The sequence below is a fragment of the Bradyrhizobium ottawaense genome, assembly GCF_002278135.3.
Classification (GTDB): Bacteria; Pseudomonadota; Alphaproteobacteria; order Rhizobiales; family Xanthobacteraceae; genus Bradyrhizobium; species Bradyrhizobium ottawaense.
This window is the reverse complement of record NZ_CP029425.2, coordinates 2,645,207-2,664,183: the sequence shown is the minus strand read 5'-3', so window position 1 is coordinate 2,664,183 and position 18,977 is coordinate 2,645,207. Positions and strand designations below refer to the sequence as shown.

Annotated in this window: 13 protein-coding genes; 7 read left to right on the top strand and 6 right to left on the bottom strand. The window is 66.1% G+C overall.

The window, feature by feature from the left end:
- Positions 1 to 42 precede the first annotated feature (42 nt).
- A complete protein-coding gene (gene bamA / locus CIT37_RS12560) occupies positions 43 to 2,556 on the bottom strand; it encodes an outer membrane protein assembly factor BamA (protein WP_028142741.1) in 2,514 nt (837 codons plus the stop codon).
- A gap of 1,449 nt (positions 2,557 to 4,005) precedes the next feature.
- On the opposite strand from bamA, the gene CIT37_RS12555 reads away from it, so the two are divergent.
- The 7 genes from CIT37_RS12555 to CIT37_RS12525 all read left to right on the top strand — a co-directional run bounded on the left by CIT37_RS12555 (position 4,006) and on the right by CIT37_RS12525 (position 15,003).
- Positions 4,006 to 5,448: an efflux transporter outer membrane subunit gene (locus CIT37_RS12555; RefSeq protein ID WP_244611231.1), complete on the top strand. Its 1,443-nt coding sequence runs from the start codon at positions 4,006 to 4,008 to the stop codon at positions 5,446 to 5,448.
- On the top strand, positions 5,445 to 6,680 hold the full coding sequence (locus tag CIT37_RS12550) for an efflux RND transporter periplasmic adaptor subunit (RefSeq protein WP_028143727.1): 1,236 nt from the start codon (positions 5,445 to 5,447) through the stop codon (positions 6,678 to 6,680). The genes CIT37_RS12555 and CIT37_RS12550 overlap by 4 nt, the downstream gene beginning before the upstream one ends.
- Positions 6,681 to 6,693: 13 nt before the next feature.
- Positions 6,694 to 8,655: a MacB family efflux pump subunit gene (locus tag CIT37_RS12545; RefSeq protein ID WP_095427039.1), complete on the top strand. Its 1,962-nt coding sequence runs from the start codon at positions 6,694 to 6,696 to the stop codon at positions 8,653 to 8,655.
- Positions 8,656 to 8,745: 90 nt separating this feature from the next.
- The gene (locus CIT37_RS12540; protein WP_038949631.1) at positions 8,746 to 9,456 is read left to right on the top strand and encodes a response regulator; all 711 of its coding nucleotides are present in this window, start codon (positions 8,746 to 8,748) and stop codon (positions 9,454 to 9,456) included.
- Positions 9,453 to 10,784, top strand: a complete 1,332-nt coding sequence (locus tag CIT37_RS12535) for an ATP-binding protein (protein WP_095427006.1) — start codon at positions 9,453 to 9,455, stop codon at positions 10,782 to 10,784. Before CIT37_RS12540 ends, CIT37_RS12535 begins: the two co-directional genes overlap by 4 nt.
- Positions 10,785 to 10,841: 57 nt before the next feature.
- On the top strand, positions 10,842 to 11,996 hold the full coding sequence (locus tag CIT37_RS12530) for an MFS transporter (protein ID WP_038949633.1): 1,155 nt from the start codon (positions 10,842 to 10,844) through the stop codon (positions 11,994 to 11,996).
- 160 nt (positions 11,997 to 12,156) lie between these two features.
- Positions 12,157 to 15,003 (top strand): ATP-binding protein, encoded by a 2,847-nt coding sequence (locus CIT37_RS12525; RefSeq protein WP_095427005.1) that lies wholly within the window; start codon positions 12,157 to 12,159, stop codon positions 15,001 to 15,003.
- Positions 15,004 to 15,020: 17 nt separating this feature from the next.
- On the opposite strand, the gene msrA is transcribed toward CIT37_RS12525, so the two are convergent.
- The 5 genes from msrA to CIT37_RS12500 all read right to left on the bottom strand — a co-directional run bounded on the left by msrA (position 15,021) and on the right by CIT37_RS12500 (position 18,768).
- Positions 15,021 to 15,536 (bottom strand): peptide-methionine (S)-S-oxide reductase MsrA, encoded by a 516-nt coding sequence (gene msrA / locus CIT37_RS12520; RefSeq protein WP_038973227.1) that lies wholly within the window; start codon positions 15,534 to 15,536, stop codon positions 15,021 to 15,023.
- A 29-nt stretch (positions 15,537 to 15,565) separates the two neighbouring features.
- On the bottom strand, positions 15,566 to 16,021 hold the full coding sequence (locus CIT37_RS12515; protein WP_028143734.1) for a cupin domain-containing protein: 456 nt from the start codon (positions 16,019 to 16,021) through the stop codon (positions 15,566 to 15,568).
- A 21-nt stretch (positions 16,022 to 16,042) separates the two neighbouring features.
- Complete coding sequence (locus tag CIT37_RS12510; protein ID WP_028143735.1) at positions 16,043 to 16,465, bottom strand: OsmC family protein; 423 nt, start codon at positions 16,463 to 16,465, stop codon at positions 16,043 to 16,045.
- A 109-nt stretch (positions 16,466 to 16,574) separates the two neighbouring features.
- The gene (locus CIT37_RS12505; protein WP_038949638.1) at positions 16,575 to 17,423 is read right to left on the bottom strand and encodes an enoyl-CoA hydratase/isomerase family protein; all 849 of its coding nucleotides are present in this window, start codon (positions 17,421 to 17,423) and stop codon (positions 16,575 to 16,577) included.
- A gap of 31 nt (positions 17,424 to 17,454) precedes the next feature.
- Positions 17,455 to 18,768 (bottom strand): epoxide hydrolase family protein, encoded by a 1,314-nt coding sequence (locus CIT37_RS12500; protein WP_095427004.1) that lies wholly within the window; start codon positions 18,766 to 18,768, stop codon positions 17,455 to 17,457.
- Between the last annotated feature and the right edge of the window lie 209 nt (positions 18,769 to 18,977).

Sequence of the window (18,977 nt, the reverse complement as noted above, 5' to 3'; positions counted from 1 at the left end):
TGATCTTTCGGAAAACCGCGCCACACTTTTCCGGATCATGCTCTAGAACGACGTCCCTCCTCCGAACCTGAACTCCTGGACGACGTCATATTTGCCCTTCGTGATCGGCACGGCGTAGTCGAAGCGCAGCGGCCCGAACGGGGAGGCCCAGATCAGGCCGACGCCGACCGACGACCGCACCGTGTTGCCGTCGTCATATTGCAATCCGCAGGTCGGGCACGCCTTGGTGTTGACTTCGCCCGTGGCCGACCACGAGGTCGGCCCCTGATAGCCCCAGAGCGATCCGGCGTCGGCATAGACCGCGCCCTTCAGGCCGACCTCCTTCGGCAGGAACCAGAACGGCATCTGCAATTCCGCGGACGCGCCCCAATATTTCGTGCCACCGAGCGCATCGCCACTGGCGCCGAGGCTCCAATAGGTGATGTCGCGTGGACCGATACCGTTCGAAGCGAAGCCGCGCACCAGGCTCGGGCCCATCTGGAAGTGATCCAGCATGCGCAGGTCCTGATCGCCGAGCTTGCCGAGGAGGCCGCCCTGGAGATGGATCACGCTGACGATCTCGGAGACGAGCGGCGTGTAGTATTTGGCGTCCAGCGCGGTCTTCAAATAGGTGACGTCGCCGCCGACCCCGGCGAAATCCTGCCGGAAGTCGACCAGCAATCCGTCCGTCGGGTTCTTGGTGTTGTCGAGTGTGTTGTAGCTCAACGTGTAGCCGAGCGCGGAGGTCCAGGTCGCGCCGTTCGCCAGTTCTTTCCGGACCGGCAGGCTCGACTCGCCGTCGCCGTAGCAGCCGTAGCCATAGACCCCCGAGCTCGTGGAGTTGGTCGGGTCGACGCCGCCCAGGACGTTCTGGATGTAGGACGGCGTCGGGTTGTAGGCCAGCGAGGCGTTGGACGCGTTGTTGTTGCAATTGTTGTAGGCGCTGGCGAGCGTGATGCTCTGCTGATAGAGCGAATAGCGGAGCTGGAGCGAAAGGTCCTCGCGCAATGCAAGGCCAATGCGCGGAGAGAAGCCGAGCGTGGTCACGCCGTAGCTCGTATAGCTGTTCGACTTCTGCTGCTTCCAATATGTGTCGAACCCCAGCGCCATCCGGTAGTCGAGCAGATAGGGCTCGACGAAGGACAGCGATATGCCGCGTGAATACTGGCCATAGCTGACCGAGGCCTTGCCGTAGAGACCGCGGCCGAGCAGGTTGCGCTCGGAGATCGAGACTTCGGCGAGTGCTCCGTCGGTGGTGGAGTAGCCGCCCGAGATCGAGAAGTCGCCGGTCGATTTCTCCTCCATGTCGACGATCAGGACCACGCGGTCGCTGGAGGAGCCGGGCTCGGTGACGATCTTGACGCTCTTGAAGTAGTCGAGGTTCTTCAGCCGCCGCTCGGCGCGGTCGACCAGCGCGCGGTTGTAGGCATCGCCCTCGGAGAGATCGAATTCGCGGCGGATCACGTAATCGCGCGTGCGGGTGTTGCCGCGCAGGTTGATGCGCTCGATATAGCTCCGCGGGCCTTCGTCGACGTTGAACACGACGGAGACGGTGTGCGCCTCGAAATTGCGGTCGCCGCCGGGCCGGACCACGGCAAAGGCATAGCCGCGGCGCGAGGCCTCGATCTGCATCTCTTCGGTCGACTTCTCGACCAATTCGACGTTGTAGAGCGAGCCGGCACTGACGCGCGAATAGCTGCGGAGCGAGCCCGCGTCGAAATTGGGAATGCCGGAGCGGAAATCGACGGAGCCGATGCGATATTGGGCACCTTCCTCGATCTTGAAGGTGACCAGAAAGCCCTTCTTATCCGGATCGTATTCGGTGAGCGCGGCCACGACCTGGACGTCGGCGAATCCGTTCTTGAGGTAGAAGCGGCGAATCAGGTCGCGGTCGGCCTCGACGCGATCGGGGTCGTAGATGTCGTTGCTGCCGAGGAAGCTGAGCAAATTGCTCTCGCGCGTCTTGATGACGTCGCGCAGGCGGGAGGCCGAGAAGGCGCTGTTGCCGACGAACTCGACCGACTTCACCGAGGTCTTGGCGCCCTCCTCGACCGTGAAGACGAGATCGACACGGTTGTTCGGCAGCTCGATGATTTCAGGGGTAACGCGGACGTCGTAGCGGCCGGAGCGCCGGTAGATTTCGGCAATGCGCAGGGTGTCGGATTGCACCAGCGCGCGCGAGAACGTCCCGCGCGGCTTGGACTGGATTTCCGCCGAGAGCTGCTCGTCCTTGATCTTCTTGTTGCCCTCGAAGGCGATGCGGCCGATCACGGCATTCTCCACCACCGACACCACGATGCGGCCGCCCGCCTGGCTGATCTTCACATCCTGAAACAGGCCCGTCGTGATGAGCGCCTTGAGCCCGTCGTCGATGGCGGATTGATCGAGACGCCCGCCGGGGCCCGGCCTGAAGTAGGAGCGGACCGTCTCGGCCTCCACCCGGCGATTGCCTTCGACGACGATCGTCTCCGCCGCCTGCGCGGCCGCCGGCTGCGGCAGCAGTGCAAGCGGAAGCGAACTCGCAATCGATACAGCACTCATCGCCACGGCGATCAGCCAGGTCCGCAAAAACGGCATTCCACACCTCAGCAGCACTTCACATGCCCTGAAGACGGGAGCCCTGTGGCCGCGGTGTGGCTTTGAGATTTCCGCATTGTTTCTACGCGTTGAATTTCGTGCGGGCGGCCGGTCGCGCCGCGGCGTTCATGTCCCGGACAAGCTGCAACGCGCAGCGTTGCGGCGCAGCGCCGGGACCCAGGGCAACACGGCGAGACGCGGCGAGATGGGCCCCGGCTCTGCAGCGCACCGCACCGGACGATGCTTCGCATCGCCGGGAGCGCTGCGCTGCAGAGCCGGGGCACGAGAGCGGAGTGCGGCGCCCGGTCTCTCCACCGTCATTGCGATGCTCCAATGCACATCCCAGCGTGCAGTGTCGTAGGGTGGGCAAAGGCGCACAGCGCCGTGCCCACCAATTCAATTGCGGTGCGAGGATGGTGGGCACGCTGCGCTTTGCCCACCCTACGATATCGAGTTTGTGGCACGCAGCTCAGCTCGCAAACACACCTTCGCGGCCTCGCGGCGGATTTCGCCCGAGCTTTGCTTCAACTCTCCACCCTCCAATCCAAGAGGGCGCAGGGAAGGCCGGGTGCCAGCTCGCACCCGCGGTCCGCTGCGCGAAATGCACACGCAGAAAGAACCGCACAGCAGCATACAGGTGGTGCCGAACACTCGGCCTTCCCTGCGCGGTGGTCGGACGGCTTATGCCGTGCTCTCCCGGGAGCCGAACTTTCCTTCTGGCCTCCCTCGCCCCGCGAATTGGATGATGCAGTCTGCCCGGTTGGGCTCGCTCGCACCTCCGCGGAAGCTTGACCGTAGCAACGACGGCCAGGACCACACGGTTTTGCCGTACGCGTTCAGCGTCGCTCGTCCGCACGCGGTTTCGGGCTCACAGGGACGACCCGCCCTGCCCGCTACCTTTTCGTGCCGACGCTGCCGCGTCCACCGCAACCCGGCTCGCGAAACGTGACGACGCGCGATCGCCCCTCAAGGTCAAGCCGGGATGGACGACACATACGTCGAAACCGAATTTCGGTAAAGTGGAATATTTTTAACGGAGCGGATTGACACGCGGCGACACAGGCGGGTCGCGTAACCCGGATGGAGCGCTAGCGGAATCCGGGACGGTGCAAAATGCCGGGCGAGCAGTCCGGATTTACGCTTTCGCTCCATCCGGGCTGCGGGACATCACCGCTTCGGCAGCGCCGAGACGTCCTGCAATACCTGTTTACATTCAGCAACATTCCCGCTGCCGAAAGGCCACGATCGGCCGGCTAGTGGCGGCTGCCTCGTCCTGCCCCTGAGGGCCATGAGCTCCCTCCGAGCCGAGGTCAGTGGATTTCAGCCGATTTGATGCCGTCGTACTCGTTCGCCGCAAGTCCCCTGCCAACGGCCAAGGAGACGCATCGTCCGAAGCCCGCCCCGTTGCGCAGCCCCATGTCGCGCGCCGGATCAGCCTGCGTTGCGCTGATGCTGGGCAGCGCCCTGGCCGGCTGCGCGGTCGGCCCGGATTATGCCGGCCCGCCCAAGCTCGCCTTGCCCTCGCACTGGAGCACCAACACCGCCCCGCATCGGGACGCCGGCAAGCTCGACCGCTGGTGGCTGCGCTTGCGCGATCCCCTGCTCAGCCGGCTGATCGAGGAGGCCATCGAAGCCAACCCTGATGTCGCGAAGGCGAAAGCGGCCGTGCGCGAGGCGCGCGCCACGCTGCAACAGACGACGGCAGGCCTGTTTCCGTCCGTGAGCGGCACGGCCTCGGTGACCAGCAACAAGTCCAGTGCCGGCTCCTCGTCCGTCCTCGTCGACAGTGCGCCCTACTCACTTCACCAGGCAAGCTTCGATTCGAGCTGGGAGCTCGACCTGTTCGGCGGCACGCAGCGGAGCATCGAGGCCGCGGCGCATGGTGCGCAATCCGCCGAGGAGGATCTACGCGACAGCCTCGTCACGCTGCTCGGCGACGTCGCCGCCTATTACGTCGAGGCGCGCGGCTATCAGGCCCGGATCGCGCTGGCGCAGCGGACCGCGGTCTCGCAGCGCGACACCGAAAAGCTCACCCGCAGCAAATACGAGGCCGGCAGCGGCAACGCCGTCGATCTCGCCAAGGCCACCGCGCAGGCCGCAAGCACAGAAGCCAACGTTCCGACCTATCAGGCGGCGCTTGCGGCCGACGTTCACCGGCTCGGAATCCTGCTCGGGCGGCCGCCCGGCGGCGTCGCCTCGTCGATGGCGCAGTCCGCGCCCGTGCCGGCGCCGCGTATGCCGCTTCCCATGGGACTGCCCGCCGATCTCCTCATGAGCCGTCCCGATATTGCCAGTGCCGAGCGCAAGCTGGCGCAGGCGACCGCCAAGATCGGCGCCGCGGAGGCCGACCGCTATCCGGCGGTGTCGTTGACCGGCTCGGTCGGCACCTCTGCGCTGCGGGCCGGCGATCTCGCCAAATATTCGAGCGTCAGCTGGTCGGTCGGCCCCTCGATCACCGTACCGGTGTTCGACGCGGGCAAGCGCCTGGCCACGGTCAGGATTGCGGAGGCGCAACGCGACCAGGCGTTCGCCACGTTCCATTCGACCCTGCTCACCGCGCTCGAGGACGTCGAGAATGCCCTGGTCTCGTTGTCGCGCGAACGCGTGCGCGCCACCAAGCTGACGGAGGCGGCCAGGAACTACCGCGAAGCCGCACGGCTGTCGCGATCGCTGTTCGAGACCGGCAGCGCCAGCTTCATCGACGTGCTGGACGCCGAACGTTCGCTCTATTCGGCCGAGGATTCGCTGATCCAGAGCAAGGTGTCGGCTGCCAAGGATTACATCGCGCTGGCAAAGGCGCTCGGCGGCGGCTGGTCCGATCCGGTCGACGTATCGACGCCTGTTATCGTGGACACCAACACGGGACCTCACTTCCGGGAGGCGCAGAAGTGACCGAGATCATCACCGCCAGACGCCTGAAGATCGCCGCAGCGATTATTGCCGTCGTGGCGACCGGCGTGGTCGCGGCCACGCGCTTTCCGGGAACGTCGAGCAAGGCGCAGTCCTACATCACGGCGCCGGTCACCGTCAGCGATTTGCGCGAGGAGGTGCTCGCCAGCGGCACGCTGAAGCCGGCGCGGCTGACCGCGGTCGGCGCGCAGGTGTCAGGCCGGATCACCGCCCTCAACGTCCGCGTCGGCGACACGGTGAAGGCCGGCGACGTCATCGCTCAGATCGATCCCGTCACCAGGCAGAACGATCTGCGCAGCTCCGAGGCGTCGCTGAAGAACTACCGGGCGCAGAAGGTCGAGAAGGAGGCCGCGCTGGTGCTGGCCGAGGCCAATCTCGCGCGCCAGCAGGCGACCCTGGCGCAACGCGCGACGTCGCGAAGCGACTTCGACAGCGCGGATTCGACCGTGCGGCAGACCCGCGCCCAGATCGCCGCCCTCGAAGCCCTGATCGTGGGGGCGGAAGCCAGCGTCGAGACGTCACGCGTGAACCTCGAATACACCCGCATCACCGCGCCGATCGACGGCACGGTCCTCGCCACCGTGGTGCAGGAAGGACAGACGGTCAACGCGGTGCAGTCCGCGCCGACCATCGTCGTGCTCGGCCAACTCGCGACGATGACGGTGCGGGCGGAGATCTCCGAGGCCGACATCGTCAAGGTCAGACCGGGGCAATCGCTCTACTTCACCATCCTCGGCGACCAGGACCATCGCTATGAGGCCCGGCTCGAGCAGATCGAGCCGGCGCCCGAATCGATCAAGAACGACGCCAGCTTCTCCTCGACCACCACCAGCTCGACTTCGAGCACGAGCTCGTCGAGCTCGACCAGCACGGCGATCTACTACATCGGCGTCTTCAACGTGCCGAACAAGGAGCTCTCGCTGCGGACCTACATGACCGCGGAGGTGCACATCGTCACCGGCGAGGCCAAGCGCGTGAAGGTGATCCCGGCGCTCGCGGTGATGCGAAAGTCCGACGGCCGCAGCACGGTGCGCACGCTCGCCGCGTCCGGTGACATCCGCGAGCGCGAGGTCAAGACCGGCCTCAACGATCGCACCATTGTCGAGATCAAGTCCGGCCTCGACGAGGGCGAACGTGTCGTGACCGGCGAGGCGAACGAGCAGACCGCATCACGCGGCATGCCCGGCGGCCCGCCGGGAGGCGGAGGTCCCTGACATGATCCCTCATTTGGCCGATCCGATCATCGCGATCGAGAAGGTTCGGCGGGAGTTCATGGCCGGCGACACCAGCGTGGTCGCGCTCGACGATTTCTCGCTGAGCATCCAGCCCGGCGAGATGGTGGCGATCATCGGCTCGTCCGGATCGGGCAAATCGACGCTGCTCAACATCCTCGGCTGTCTCGACCGCCCGACCTCCGGCACCTATCGCGTCGCCGGCAAGAACGTCTCCGAGCTCGATGCCGATGCGCTGGCGGCGCTGCGCCGCGAGCATTTCGGCTTCATCTTCCAGCGCTATCATCTGCTCGGCGACCTCTCGGCCGGCGAGAATGTCGAGATCCCCGCGATCTATGCCGGGATGAAGGCCCGCGAGCGCCGCACGCGCGCAGAGCAGCTTCTCGCAAGGCTCGGCGTCAACGACCGGCGCGGCCATCGCCCGAACCAGCTATCGGGCGGCCAGCAGCAGCGTGTCTCGATCGCACGCGCGCTGATCAACGGCGCCGAGGTCATCCTGGCGGACGAGCCCACCGGCGCGCTCGACCGGCGCAGCGGCGAGGAGGTCCTGAAGATCCTGAAAGAGCTGCACCGCGAGGGGCGGACGATCATCATCGTCACCCACGATGCCGATGTCGCCGCGCGGGCCGAACGCATCATCGAGCTGCGCGACGGCAGGATCGCCTCCGATCGCCGCGCGGAGACGACAAGCGCGTCGGAGCCGGCGGTTCCGGTGTCGCGGACGTCATGGAGCAGCGGCACCGGCTGGTCCGGCGCCTTGCGGCGCCTGCGGGAGGCCTCGCGGATGGCGCTGGTTGCGATGGCCGCGCACCGGCTGCGCGCCTTCCTGACCATGCTCGGCATCATCATCGGCATCGCCGCGGTGTCGTCGGTGGTCGCGCTCGGCAACGCGTCCCAGCGCAAGGTGCTGTCCGACATTTCGAGCCTCGGCACCAACACGATCGAGGTATTTCCGGGCAAGGACTTTGGCGACGCCCGCGCCGGCAAGATCAAGACGCTGGTACTGGGCGACGCCCGCGCGCTCGGCCGGCAGGATTTCATTGCCGGGGTCACTCCGACGGTGTCGACCAGCACGACGGTGCGATATCGCGGCAACGAGTCCAACGTGCTGGTGAACGGCGTCGGCGAGAGCTATTTCCAGGTCAAGGGCGCCAAGCTCGCGAAAGGACGCCTGTTCGATACCGATGCGATCCGCAACATCGAGCGGCAGGCCGTCATCGACGACAATACCCGCAAGACCTTCTTCGCCGACGACCAGACCTCCGGGATCGGCCGCGTGATCTGGCTCGGCAAGGTGCCCTGTCGCATCGTCGGCGTCATCGCCCAGCAGCAGGGCGGGTTCGGCTCGAACCAGAACCTGTCGGTCTACCTGCCCTACACCACCGTGCAGGCCCAGTTCACGGGCGATCGCGCGCTGCGCAGCATCCTGCTGCGGATCAGCGACGACGTTTCGACTGCGCTGGCGCAGGACGCGGTGACCACGCTACTGACACAGCGGCACAACAGCCGGGATTTCGTCATCCTCAACACCGACGATATCCGCCGCACCATCACCAGCACGACACAGACGCTGGCGTTCCTGGTGGCGGCGATCGCGGTGATCTCGCTGGTCGTCGGCGGCATCGGTGTCATGAACATCATGCTGGTGTCCGTATCGGAGCGGATCAGTGAGATCGGCGTGCGCATGGCGGTCGGCGCCAGGCGCAGCGACATCCTCCAGCAATTCCTGGTGGAAGCGACCCTGATCTCGTCGATCGGCGGCATCGCCGGCATTCTCGTCGCGATGCTGCTCGGCGTCGCCATCAACGTCGCGGTGCCCGGATTCGAGGTCAGCTATTCGACGTTCTCGATCGGCGCGGCGTTCCTGACCTCGACCGGGATCGGGGTTGCCTTCGGCTTCTTCCCCGCCCGCCGCGCCGCCTTCCTCGACCCCGTGGTGGCACTGAGCCGCGACTGACCTTAGGATTGCACGATGACCGTAGTTCTTCGGGCGAGACATTCGTCCGCAAATCGACCAACGATCGGCAACCCCGATGCGATTTCAATCATGACCAGCGGCCCCCAGAACATCCTGATCGTCGAGGACGACAAGCAGACCCGCGACCTCATCTCGCGTTATCTGCTTGATCACAACTTCTCGGTCGACGCGGTCGCGAACGGCAGGGAGATGGACCGCCATCTCTCCCGCGAGCGGGTCGACCTGATCGTGCTCGACCTGATGCTGCCGGGCGAGGACGGCCTCAGCCTCTGCCGCCGGCTGCGGATGGAGTCCACGACGCCGATCATCATCCTCACCGCGAAGGGCGAGGATCTCGACCGTATCCTCGGCCTCGAGATGGGCGCCGACGACTATCTGCCAAAGCCGTTCAACCCGCGCGAGCTCCTCGCCAGGATCAACGCCGTGCTGCGGCGGCGATCGAGCAGCCTCACGGGCCCCACCGCGGCGCGTCTCAAGTTCCAGGGCTGGACCATCGATCTTCGCCTGCGCGAATTGCGCGATCCCGAGGGCGCGCAGGTGCCCCTGACCAGTGCCGAGTTCGATCTGCTGCAGGCCTTCTGCGAGCGGGCCGGCCGCATCCTCACCCGCGACAACCTCCTGAGCATGACGCGCGGTCGTGCCGGAGCAAGCTTCGGCCGCAGCATCGACGTGCTGGTCAGCCGGCTGCGCCGCAAGCTCGACCGGGCGGAAGGCGCATCCGTGATCAAGACCGTCCGCATCGGCGGGTATGTCTTCACCCCAAGGGTGGAGGAAGCATGAGCCGCACCGCCGACCTCGTCGCGCTCTTCAGCTTCAGGCGGATCAGCGGCCAGATCGCCGCCTTGATCCTGGGATCGCTGGTCCTGATCCATGTCCTGATCGCCGGCTATTTTCTCCTCAACCAGCCGAAGCTGCTGGCGGACACGCCGCTGGAGCAGATCGAGCTGATCGTGCGGATCATCGCCAACACGCCGAAGGCCGAGCGCGCCATCGTCCTCGACAGCGTCAGCCGGACCTTTCCGCCGCTCAAGCTCCAATTGCGGGACAGCGTATCCGCCGCCGCCACGCCGCAGTCGATGCGGACCTCACTGACCATCCCCTCTGCGCTTGGTGTCAGGGCCGAGCTCGTTCGCGGCAGCGGCGCGGACGGCGAGCGCGTCTGGTTCTACCTTCCGGGCGACGACGTGCTCGAAGCCACGATCGGATCGCCCAAGATGCCGGCCTTCGTCAGCGGCCTCTGGACCTCGACGCTGCTGTTCCTCGTGGCAAGCCTGACGCTGCTCGGCGTCTGGGCCGGCCGCGCGCTCTCCTCGCCGCTGTCGGCCTTCGCGCGCGCGGCGGAGGATTTCAGCCTGAGCCGGTCCTCCGCGCCGCTGCCGGAAAACGGACCGGAGGAGATCAGGTCCGCGGCAAGGGCGCTGAACCGGATGCGCGATCGCATCACCACGCTGATGAACGACAGAACCCGCATGCTCGCGGCCATCAGTCATGACCTGCGCACGCCGATCACGCGTCTGCGGCTGCGTTCGGAATATATCGAGGATCCGGCACAACGCACGCAGACCGTGCGCGACCTCGACCAGATGCAGTCGATGCTCGAATCGGTGCTGTCGCTCCTGCGCAGCGAAAGCCCGGTCAAGCCGACGCTGGTGGACGTCGCGGCGCTGCTTCAGATGGTTTGCGAGCAGTTTTCGGATTCCGGATTTGCCGTGACCTATTCCGGCCCCGACAGGGCCGCCTTCGTCCTGCGGCCCGACGAAATCATTCGCGCGGTCACCAACCTCATCGAGAACGCAACGCGATTCGGAACCCAAATCGACGTCGCGCTGTTGACCGCCGAGGACCGGCTCGTCATCGACGTCTGCGACGACGGGCCGGGCATTCCCGACGAAAGCAAGGCCGCGATGCTGGAGCCCTTTGTGCGCGGAGAGGAAGCCCGCACCATGGACGAGACATCAGGATTTGGTCTCGGTCTGTCGATCGCGCAGGCGATCGTGACCGCGCATGACGGAACGCTTCAGCTGCTCGACAACGCGCCACAGGGCCTGCGCGTCCGCTTGCAGCTCGCGCGGGCTGCCCGCGACGATTTGGGAGCGCCTCGGACATAAAGCCGCGGCATTTCTCGGGCTTGTCGATCGCCCTGCCTCTGCTTCTCCGGAGTTCCCATGTCTTCCGCCGACCGGCCTGCGACGCGCCTTGCGACCCGGCTTGCCTTCCTCGTCGCGGGTTTCGGCATCTCGTGCTGGGCGCCGCTGGTGCCGTTCGCGAAGACGCGGCTCGGCGTCGATGACGGCGTGCTCGGACTGCTGCTGCTCAGCCTCGGCATCGGCTCGGTCATCGCGATGCTGGTGACCGGAATCGTGAGCGCGCGCTACGGCAGCAGGCCGATCATCATTGCCGGCGGGTTCGGCCTGGCGCTGGTCCTGCCCCTGCTCGCCATTGCGGCTTCGCCCGCAACGCTGGCGCTGGCGCTTTTCGCATTCGGCGCCGCGCTCGGCTCGATCGACGTCGCCATGAACATCCACGCCGTGGAGGTGGAGCGCGCCGCGCACCGCCCGCTGATGTCCGGCTTCCACGCCCTGTTCAGCATCGGGGGTTTTGCCGGATCCGCGCTGATGACGGCGCTGCTCTCGCTGCAATTCGGAACGCTCGCCTGCACGCTGGTCTGCTCCGCCCTGATGCTGCTCGCGATGGCCCTGACCTCGCCGCGCCTGCTTCGCTCGGTGCAGGTGCAGGAGGGCCCGCTGTTCGTGCTGCCGCACGGATCGGTGCTGCTACTCGCGCTGCTCGGCGCCATCACCTTCCTGGTCGAAGGTGCGATGCTCGATTGGGGCGCCCTGCTCGTCATCGGTGCAGGTCTCGTCACCGAGGCGCAAGGCGGCGCCGGCTATATCGTGTTCTCGATCGCGATGACTGCGGGTCGGCTCGGCGGCGACGCCGTCGTCGCGCGGATCGGCGACCGCACGACATTGCTCTGGGGCAGCCTGATTGCGATCGCCGGTTTCGTGGTCCTGCTCACGGCGCCCATTGCAGCGGTCGCCATCGGCGGATTCCTGCTGATCGGGCTCGGCGCGTCGAATCTCGTGCCGGTGCTGTTCCGTCGGGCGGCGCGGCAGACGGTGATGCCCACGGGGCTTGCGGTTGCGGCGATCACGACCGCGGGCTACGCAGGAATCCTCATCGGCCCCGCCGGCGTCGGCTTCGTCGCGCGTTTTGGCGGATTGCCCATGGCGTTCTGGCTGCTGGCTGCGCTGATGGGTCTGGTCACGCTGTCGGCACACATCGTCACAAAGGACAAGGGTAAGACCACGGCGACCTAACCCCTTCCATTTCCAGCATGATTCAGGCGGGGCCGAAGCCGACCGAAGCCATCTGCGGCGGTCTGCCAGCCATGCTGCTTTCGGCCAGTTTACTGGACGCCTCGTTCTGCTAGACCACAACAAAATACTTTTTGACTCCCGTTGCGGGGGGCAATGGCACGTGCCAGCTCACAATAACAACCAAGACTCGGCCATTTCATTCGGACCATTTCGGCTGTTTCCCAAGTCCCGGCTCCTGGAAAAGGAAGGGGAGCCGCTTCACGTCGGCGGCCGCGCGCTCGATATTCTCATCCTGCTTGCCGAGCGCCCCGGAGAAGTCGTCGACAAGAGAGAGCTGGTCAAGCGCATCTGGGCCGAGGTGAATGTCGACGAGGGCAGTCTGCGCTTCCATGTCGCAGCGCTCCGCAAGGTGCTCGGCGATACCGGAAAATCGGCCCGTTATGTCCTCAATGTACCCGGCCGTGGCTATTGCTTTGTCGCCCCGTTCGCTCAAGCGCCCTCGCAGGTCGCGCCAGCCGCCGCCGAAATCATTCCTTCCCGCTCCCTGCCCGCCCAGCTTGCGAAGATGGTCGGACGCGAGGAGGTCATCGAGAAGATTTCGAACGGCCTGACGCTCTATCGCTTCATGACCCTGGTCGGTCCCGGCGGCATCGGCAAGACCGCCGTCGCCGTCACGGTCGGGCATCGCCGCTCGGCGGATTTCGACGGCCGCGTCTTCTTCGTCGATTTCGGTCCGCTGCGGGATGCGAGCCATGTCCCAACCAGCATCGCCGCCGTCCTCGGACTGACCGTCAGCGCGGAGGATCCGACGCCGGCCCTGCTGACGTTTCTGAAGACCGGGCCGGCCCTGCTGATCTTCGACAGCTGCGAGCATGTGCTGGATAATCTGGCGCCTCTCGTCGAGCGCATCGTTCGCGAAGCGCCGCAGCTTCGTGTTCTCGCCACCAGCCGCGAGTCGTTCCGAAGCGAAGGCGAGCGGATCTTCCGGCTGTTTCCGCTGGATTGTCCGCCCGAGCGCGACGGCCTCGACGTCGCCGAGGTTCTCGCCTACCCCGCGGCCCAGCTCTTCGTCGAGCGCATCGCGCAGAGCTCCGGGCCGTTCCAGCTCAGCGCCGAAGAGGCGCCGCTTGTCGCCAGCATCTGCCGGCGCCTCGACGGCATTGCGCTGGCGATCGAGCTTGCGGCAGGCCGTGTCAATGCGTATGGCATCGCCGGCACCGCCTCCCTGCTCGACAGCCGCTTCTCGCTGCAATGGCGGGGACGGCGCACGGCCGTCCCGCGGCACCAGACGCTCGCCGCCGCCCTCGACTGGAGCTACGACCTGCTGCCTCCGGCGGAAAGCGCCACCTTGCGGCGATTGTCGGTGTTCGCAGGACCCTTCGCGCCGGAGGCGGCTGCCGCGGTCGCGTCCGGCGATGGCCTCAGCACCTCGGAGACGCTGGAGGCGATCGACAGCCTGGTCACCAAATCGCTGATCTCGCCATCCGGCTCGCGGACGCTGCGCTATCGCCTGCTCGACACCACGCGCACCTACGCGCTCGGGAAACTGAACGAGCTCGGCGAAGCCAGGCAGTTCGCGCGGCGTCATGCGGAGCATTTTCGCGATTTCTTCGAGCGCGCGGGGGCCGACGCGTCGACGCCGCTGCCCGAATGGCTCAGCACCTATGGTGGGGAGCTCGACAATGTGCGCGCGGCGCTGGACTGGGCCTTCGCGCCCGACGGCGACACCCGGCTCGGCGTTGCGCTGACGGCGGCCGCGGTCACCCTGTGGGTGCGTCTGTCGCTGTTCGCCGAATGCCGCGAGCGCAGCAGAACGGCACTGGCGGCGCTCGGAGACGACGGCGACAACGACCGCGTCCGCATGCAGCTCCTGTCGGCACTCGGCTGGTCGCTGATGTATGGCGAGGGCCGCGCGCGCGAGGCGCGCCCGATCCTCGAGACGACGCTGGAGCTGGCCGAGAGCCTCGACGACAAGGACTTCCGGCTGCGGGCGCTCTGGGGCCTGTGCATCGACCAGTTCAACAACGGGCAGTTCGGCAAGGCCCGCGTGCTCGCCGAGCGCTTTGCGAACGCGGCTGCGAATTCGCCTGACAGCACCGATCTCATGCTGGGCGACCGCCTGATGGCCGTCGCGTTGCATTATCTGGGTGATCAGAACGACGCGCGGCAACGCATCGACCGGGTGAACGCCTCGCTGCATGTGCTGGTGGCGAAGCCGAAAATCTTCCCGCTCGATCTCAGGATATCGACGCAATATTTCCGGGCCCGCATCCTGTGGCTTCAGGGGCTCGCCGATCAGGCCCAGGCGCTCGCCGCCACGAACATCGAGGAAGGCCGCGCCAACGGCCATGCGCTGACCTTCTGCAGCGTGCTGGGACAGGCCGCCTGCCCGATCGCGTTCTGGTCCGGCGATTTCGATGCCGCCGAGCGCCACGGCACCGAACTGCTCGAACACACCGAGCGCCACGGGATCCGGCTGTGGGGCCTATGGGCACGCGCCTTCAACGCCGCGGTCGTGGCCAGGCGCGGCGACATCGCCACCGGCCTGCCGCTTTTGCGGGAAGAGCTCAACCGCGCCGGCGATGCGCGCTTCCTGCCGCGCTTTCTGCCGCTGCTCGGCGAGCTCGCCGCGTGCTTCCTCGAAGCCGACCAGGTCGACCGTGGCCTCGACGTGATCGAAGACGTCCTGACCCGTTGCAACGACCGGCAGGAGCGCTGGTATCTGCCGGAGCTGCTCCGCATCAAGGGAGAATTGATGCTCAGGAGCGCGCGGCATGCGGAGCAGGCCGAGGTGCACTTTCGCGAGGCCATCGACATTGCCGCCCAGCAGGGCGCGCGCTTCTGGGAGCTCCGCTGCGCGACCAGCCTCGCGCGGGCCATGATCGGAGCCGGCCGGGGCGCGGAAGCCCGGGTGGTTCTCGACAACGTCTGCGGGACGTTTGCCGAAGGCTCCGATATCGCCGACATGCGCATGGCCCGCGATCTGATCGCGCGATCGCGGGCCTGACGGCACGGCGTCTTGATCTAGCCTCCGACGGCAGCAGCGCGGCGCGGCAGCTTCCAGCCGGGCCGGATGAAGTGGCAGGTGTAGCCGTCGGGATAACGTTCGAGATAGTCCTGATGCTCGGGCTCGGCCTGCCAGAACTCGCCTGCGGGCGCGACCTCGGTCACCACCTTGCCGGGCCACAGGCCGGACGCCTCGACGTCGGCAATGGTGTCTTCGGCGATCTTCTTCTGCTCGTCGCTCGCGTAGAAGATCGCGGAGCGATAGCTGGTGCCCCGATCATTGCCCTGGCGATCGAGCGTGGTGGGATCGTGGATCTGGAAGAAGAACTCGAGCATGGTCCGGTAGCTGGTCTTGGCGGGATCGAACATGATCTCGATCGCCTCGGCGTGGCCTTCGTGGTTGCGGTAGGTCGCGTTCTTCACCTTACCGCCGGTGTAGCCGACGCGTGTCGAGATCACGCCCGGTTGCTTGCGGATCAGATCCTGCATGCCCCAGAAGCAGCCTCCGGCCAAAACTGCGCGCTCCGTCGTCATTTGATGCTCCCTTGGTTTCGTCGAGATGCTTACCTTTGCTCTGCAACTGCACGCAAGCGCGGGTCATCCTTGTCGTCGTGATATTCGAGGCCCAGCGGCCCGATCGCACTCACCTGCGTGACATACTCGCCGGCCTTCGCCCAATGGAAATGCCAGGTCTCGCCAGGCAGCACGATAACACTCCCCGGCGGATAGGCGCTGACTTTATCGCCGTCAAAACTCTCGCCGAGCCCGATGTAGAACACGCCCGACATGACCGTGTAGATGCGGTCCTCCGGATGCTTGTGCGGCATCAACCTCGTGCCGCCGGGCACCTTGACCCGGACCACGTAAGGTCCGGGCTCGGCGGGATGTCCGACCATGACGGCCAATCGCGCACCCGGCGGAAATGCCGGGAAGGGCTGCCATGCGATATCCTCGGGCAGGATTGCCCGGAACCTGTCCTCATCCGGCTGATGTTGGCGAGACGGATTTTGGCGAGACATGGCAACACTCCCTGCGTTCAGTCAGCCCAGCTTGGCGTCGAGCGTGATCGCGGCGTTGAGCACCTTCGAGACCGGGCAGTTCTTCTCGGCCTCGCCGGCGATCTTGGCAAAACCTGCGTCGTCGAGGTTCGGCACCTTGGCACGCAAGGTCAGCGCGGACTTGCTGATCTTGAAGCCCTTGCCTTCGGGCTCGAGCGTGACGGCGGCTTCGGTCGAGAGCTCGTCCGGCGTGAAACCGGCCATCTGAAGGCCAAAGGCCAGCGCCATCGTAAAACAGCCGGCATGGGCCGCCGCGATCAACTCCTCGGGATTGGTACCCTTCTCGTTCTCGAAGCGGGTCTTGAACGAATAGGGTGTCTGCGCGAGCACGCCGGATTCGCTCGTCAGATGACCGGTCCCATCGCGACCGGTGCCTTTCCAGACTGCCGTTGCCTTGCGGATCATCTCAATTCTCCTTGTTTGATTTCAGCACCGCTACTCCGTACCGGTGGAAGGCGGCATCGGCGTGACCGCCTGCCGCCGCTCCAACCGGCCGCGCGTCGCAACGGTTCCGTTAGCTGCCGATCTGTCCGACGTGGAAGCCGAGCCGGTTCTCGACGTCCCCGGAGCGGTGGAAGCCGCGCGCCATCAGCGCCTTGATCCTGGTCTGGCTCGCGGGGCGGCCGAGCGAGGCCAGGAACGCGTCCCACTCCGGCTTGATTTCGGCGTCCGGCGGCAGGCTTGCGACATCGACAAGACGCTTGGTCTCGGCGATCGCCTCCTTGTCGAATGAGGCGATGCGCATGGCGAGTGCCTCGACGAAACCATCGAGCTCGGCGTCCGGCAACGACCGGTTGACGTAACCGTAGCGTTCGGCGAGATCGCCATGGATGTCGTCGGCGCCGAGCAGCACTTCGAGCGCACGGCCGCGGCCCATCAGGCGCGGCAATCGCGCCATCGGCCCGCCACCGGGCACGAGGCCCGCCCCGACCTCCCATTGCGACAGGATCGCCTTCTCGCGGCTGGCAAAGCGCATGTCGCTCGCGAGCGCGAGCTCGCTGCCGACACCGGTCGCGCGGCCCCGGATCGAGGCGATGGAGACGACCGGCGCGCGGCTGAGGCGCACCAGCATGTCGGGCAGCGCCTCGAGGCCGGTCGGCCCCGGCGGAATACGAAGCGAATCCTCCAGCGGCGCGAGGAAGTCGTAATGGGTGATGAAGAAGCCTTCGACGGCACTGTCGAACACCACGACCTTCACGTCCGGATCGGTCTCGATCCTGGTGACGATGTCGCCCAGCAGCGGCAGCTGCTTCGGGCCGAAAATATTCACCGGCGGCATGTCGAAGGTGACACGCCAGTAGGACGGCAGGCGGCGCTCGAGGTGGATCTGTTCGGTCGTGAAGGTGGGTTCGGGACGGTTCATGTCTTGCACTCCTGATGTGTGGGTTCGCATCTCAGATCGATTGCCGCAGCGGGCGGAACGCGGTGCGCACTTCCGCGGAGAACAGCGCCGGCTGCTCCCAGGCCGCGAAGTGTCCGCCCTTGTCGAGACGGTTGTAGTGGATCAGCTTGGGGTAGGCCCTCTCGGCCCAGCTCCGCGGCGCGGCGTAGATCTCGTCCGGAAAGACGCTGACGGCGACCGGAATCGTCACGTGCTTGGGCGCGAAGAACACCAGCTTGTTCTCCCAGTACAGGCGGGCCGAGGAGACCGCGGTGTTGGTGAGCCAATAGAGCGTGATATTGTCGACCACGTCGTCGCGCGACAGCCCTTCCGTCCGACCGTCGAACACGCGCGCGATCATCGCGGCGCTGCGCGCATCGTGATCGAGCATCCAGGACGCGAGGCCCGCGGGCGAATCCACGAGGCCATTGAGCGTCTGCGGCCGGTTCGACATCTCGATCGCGTAGCCGAGACCGTGCTTGTAGAAATCATCGAGCTGGTCGTAGGCAAGGCGCTCGTCGGCCGAAAGGTTCGCCGGGCGCGTTCCGCCGGGTTGAAGCGCCTTGGCGATGTCGTCGGGGACGGTCGCGGGCATGTTGGTGTGGATGCCGAGCAATTCCGGCGGCGCGATCAGCGCCATCTGCTCCGTCACGGCATTACCCCAATCGCCGCCTTGCGCGACGTAGCGGCTGTAGCCGAGCCGCTTCATCAACACGACCCAGGCCCGCGCGATGCGCTGGGGATCCCAGCCGAGAACCGCCGGCTTGCCCGAGAAGCCGTGGCCGGGGAGCGAGGGAATCACAAGGTCGAACGCGTCCGCGGCCTTGGCACCGTGTGCGGTCGGATCGGTGAGCGGACCGACGATCTTCATCTGCTCGATGATCGAGCCGGGCCAGCCATGCGTGACGATCATCGGCAGTGCATTCTCGTGCCGCGAGCGGACGTGAATGAAGTGAATGTCGACGCCGTCGATTTCGGTGACGAATTGCGGCAAGGCGTTCAACCGCGCTTCCAGCTTGCGCCAGTCGTAGTCGCTCTGCCAGTAGCGCACGAGCTGTTGCACCGTCGTCAGCTGCACGCCCTGCGACTGATCATTGACGATCTCGCGATCCGGCCAGCGCGTGGCAGCCAGGCGCCGGCGCAGGTCGAGCAGATCCTGCTCGGGCACGTTGATCTGGAAGGGGCGGATGGCGCCGCCTGCGGCGGCCCTGGCCGGATGCAGCGGCAACAGGCTCGATACGCTGGCGGCAACCGCGGTCATCGCGGCCTGGCTCAGCAATTGACGGCGATCGGGATTGAGGCTCTCGGTTCGTGCTTGCGCGGTCATGTTGGATCTCCCTTGCTTTGGTCGGTGACGCTGACCGAGTTCGAAATCAACGCGTCGGTTAGTGTGCAGAGAGATTGGCGCGGGCCCCGGAAATTTGCTCGTTATGGATTGTTAGCCTGCGTTAGCCGTTGCGAGTCCGCGCACCGCAAGAGGACGATGACATGCGCGCGATGCGACACGGCGCGCGATGACCATGTCATCGCGCGCCG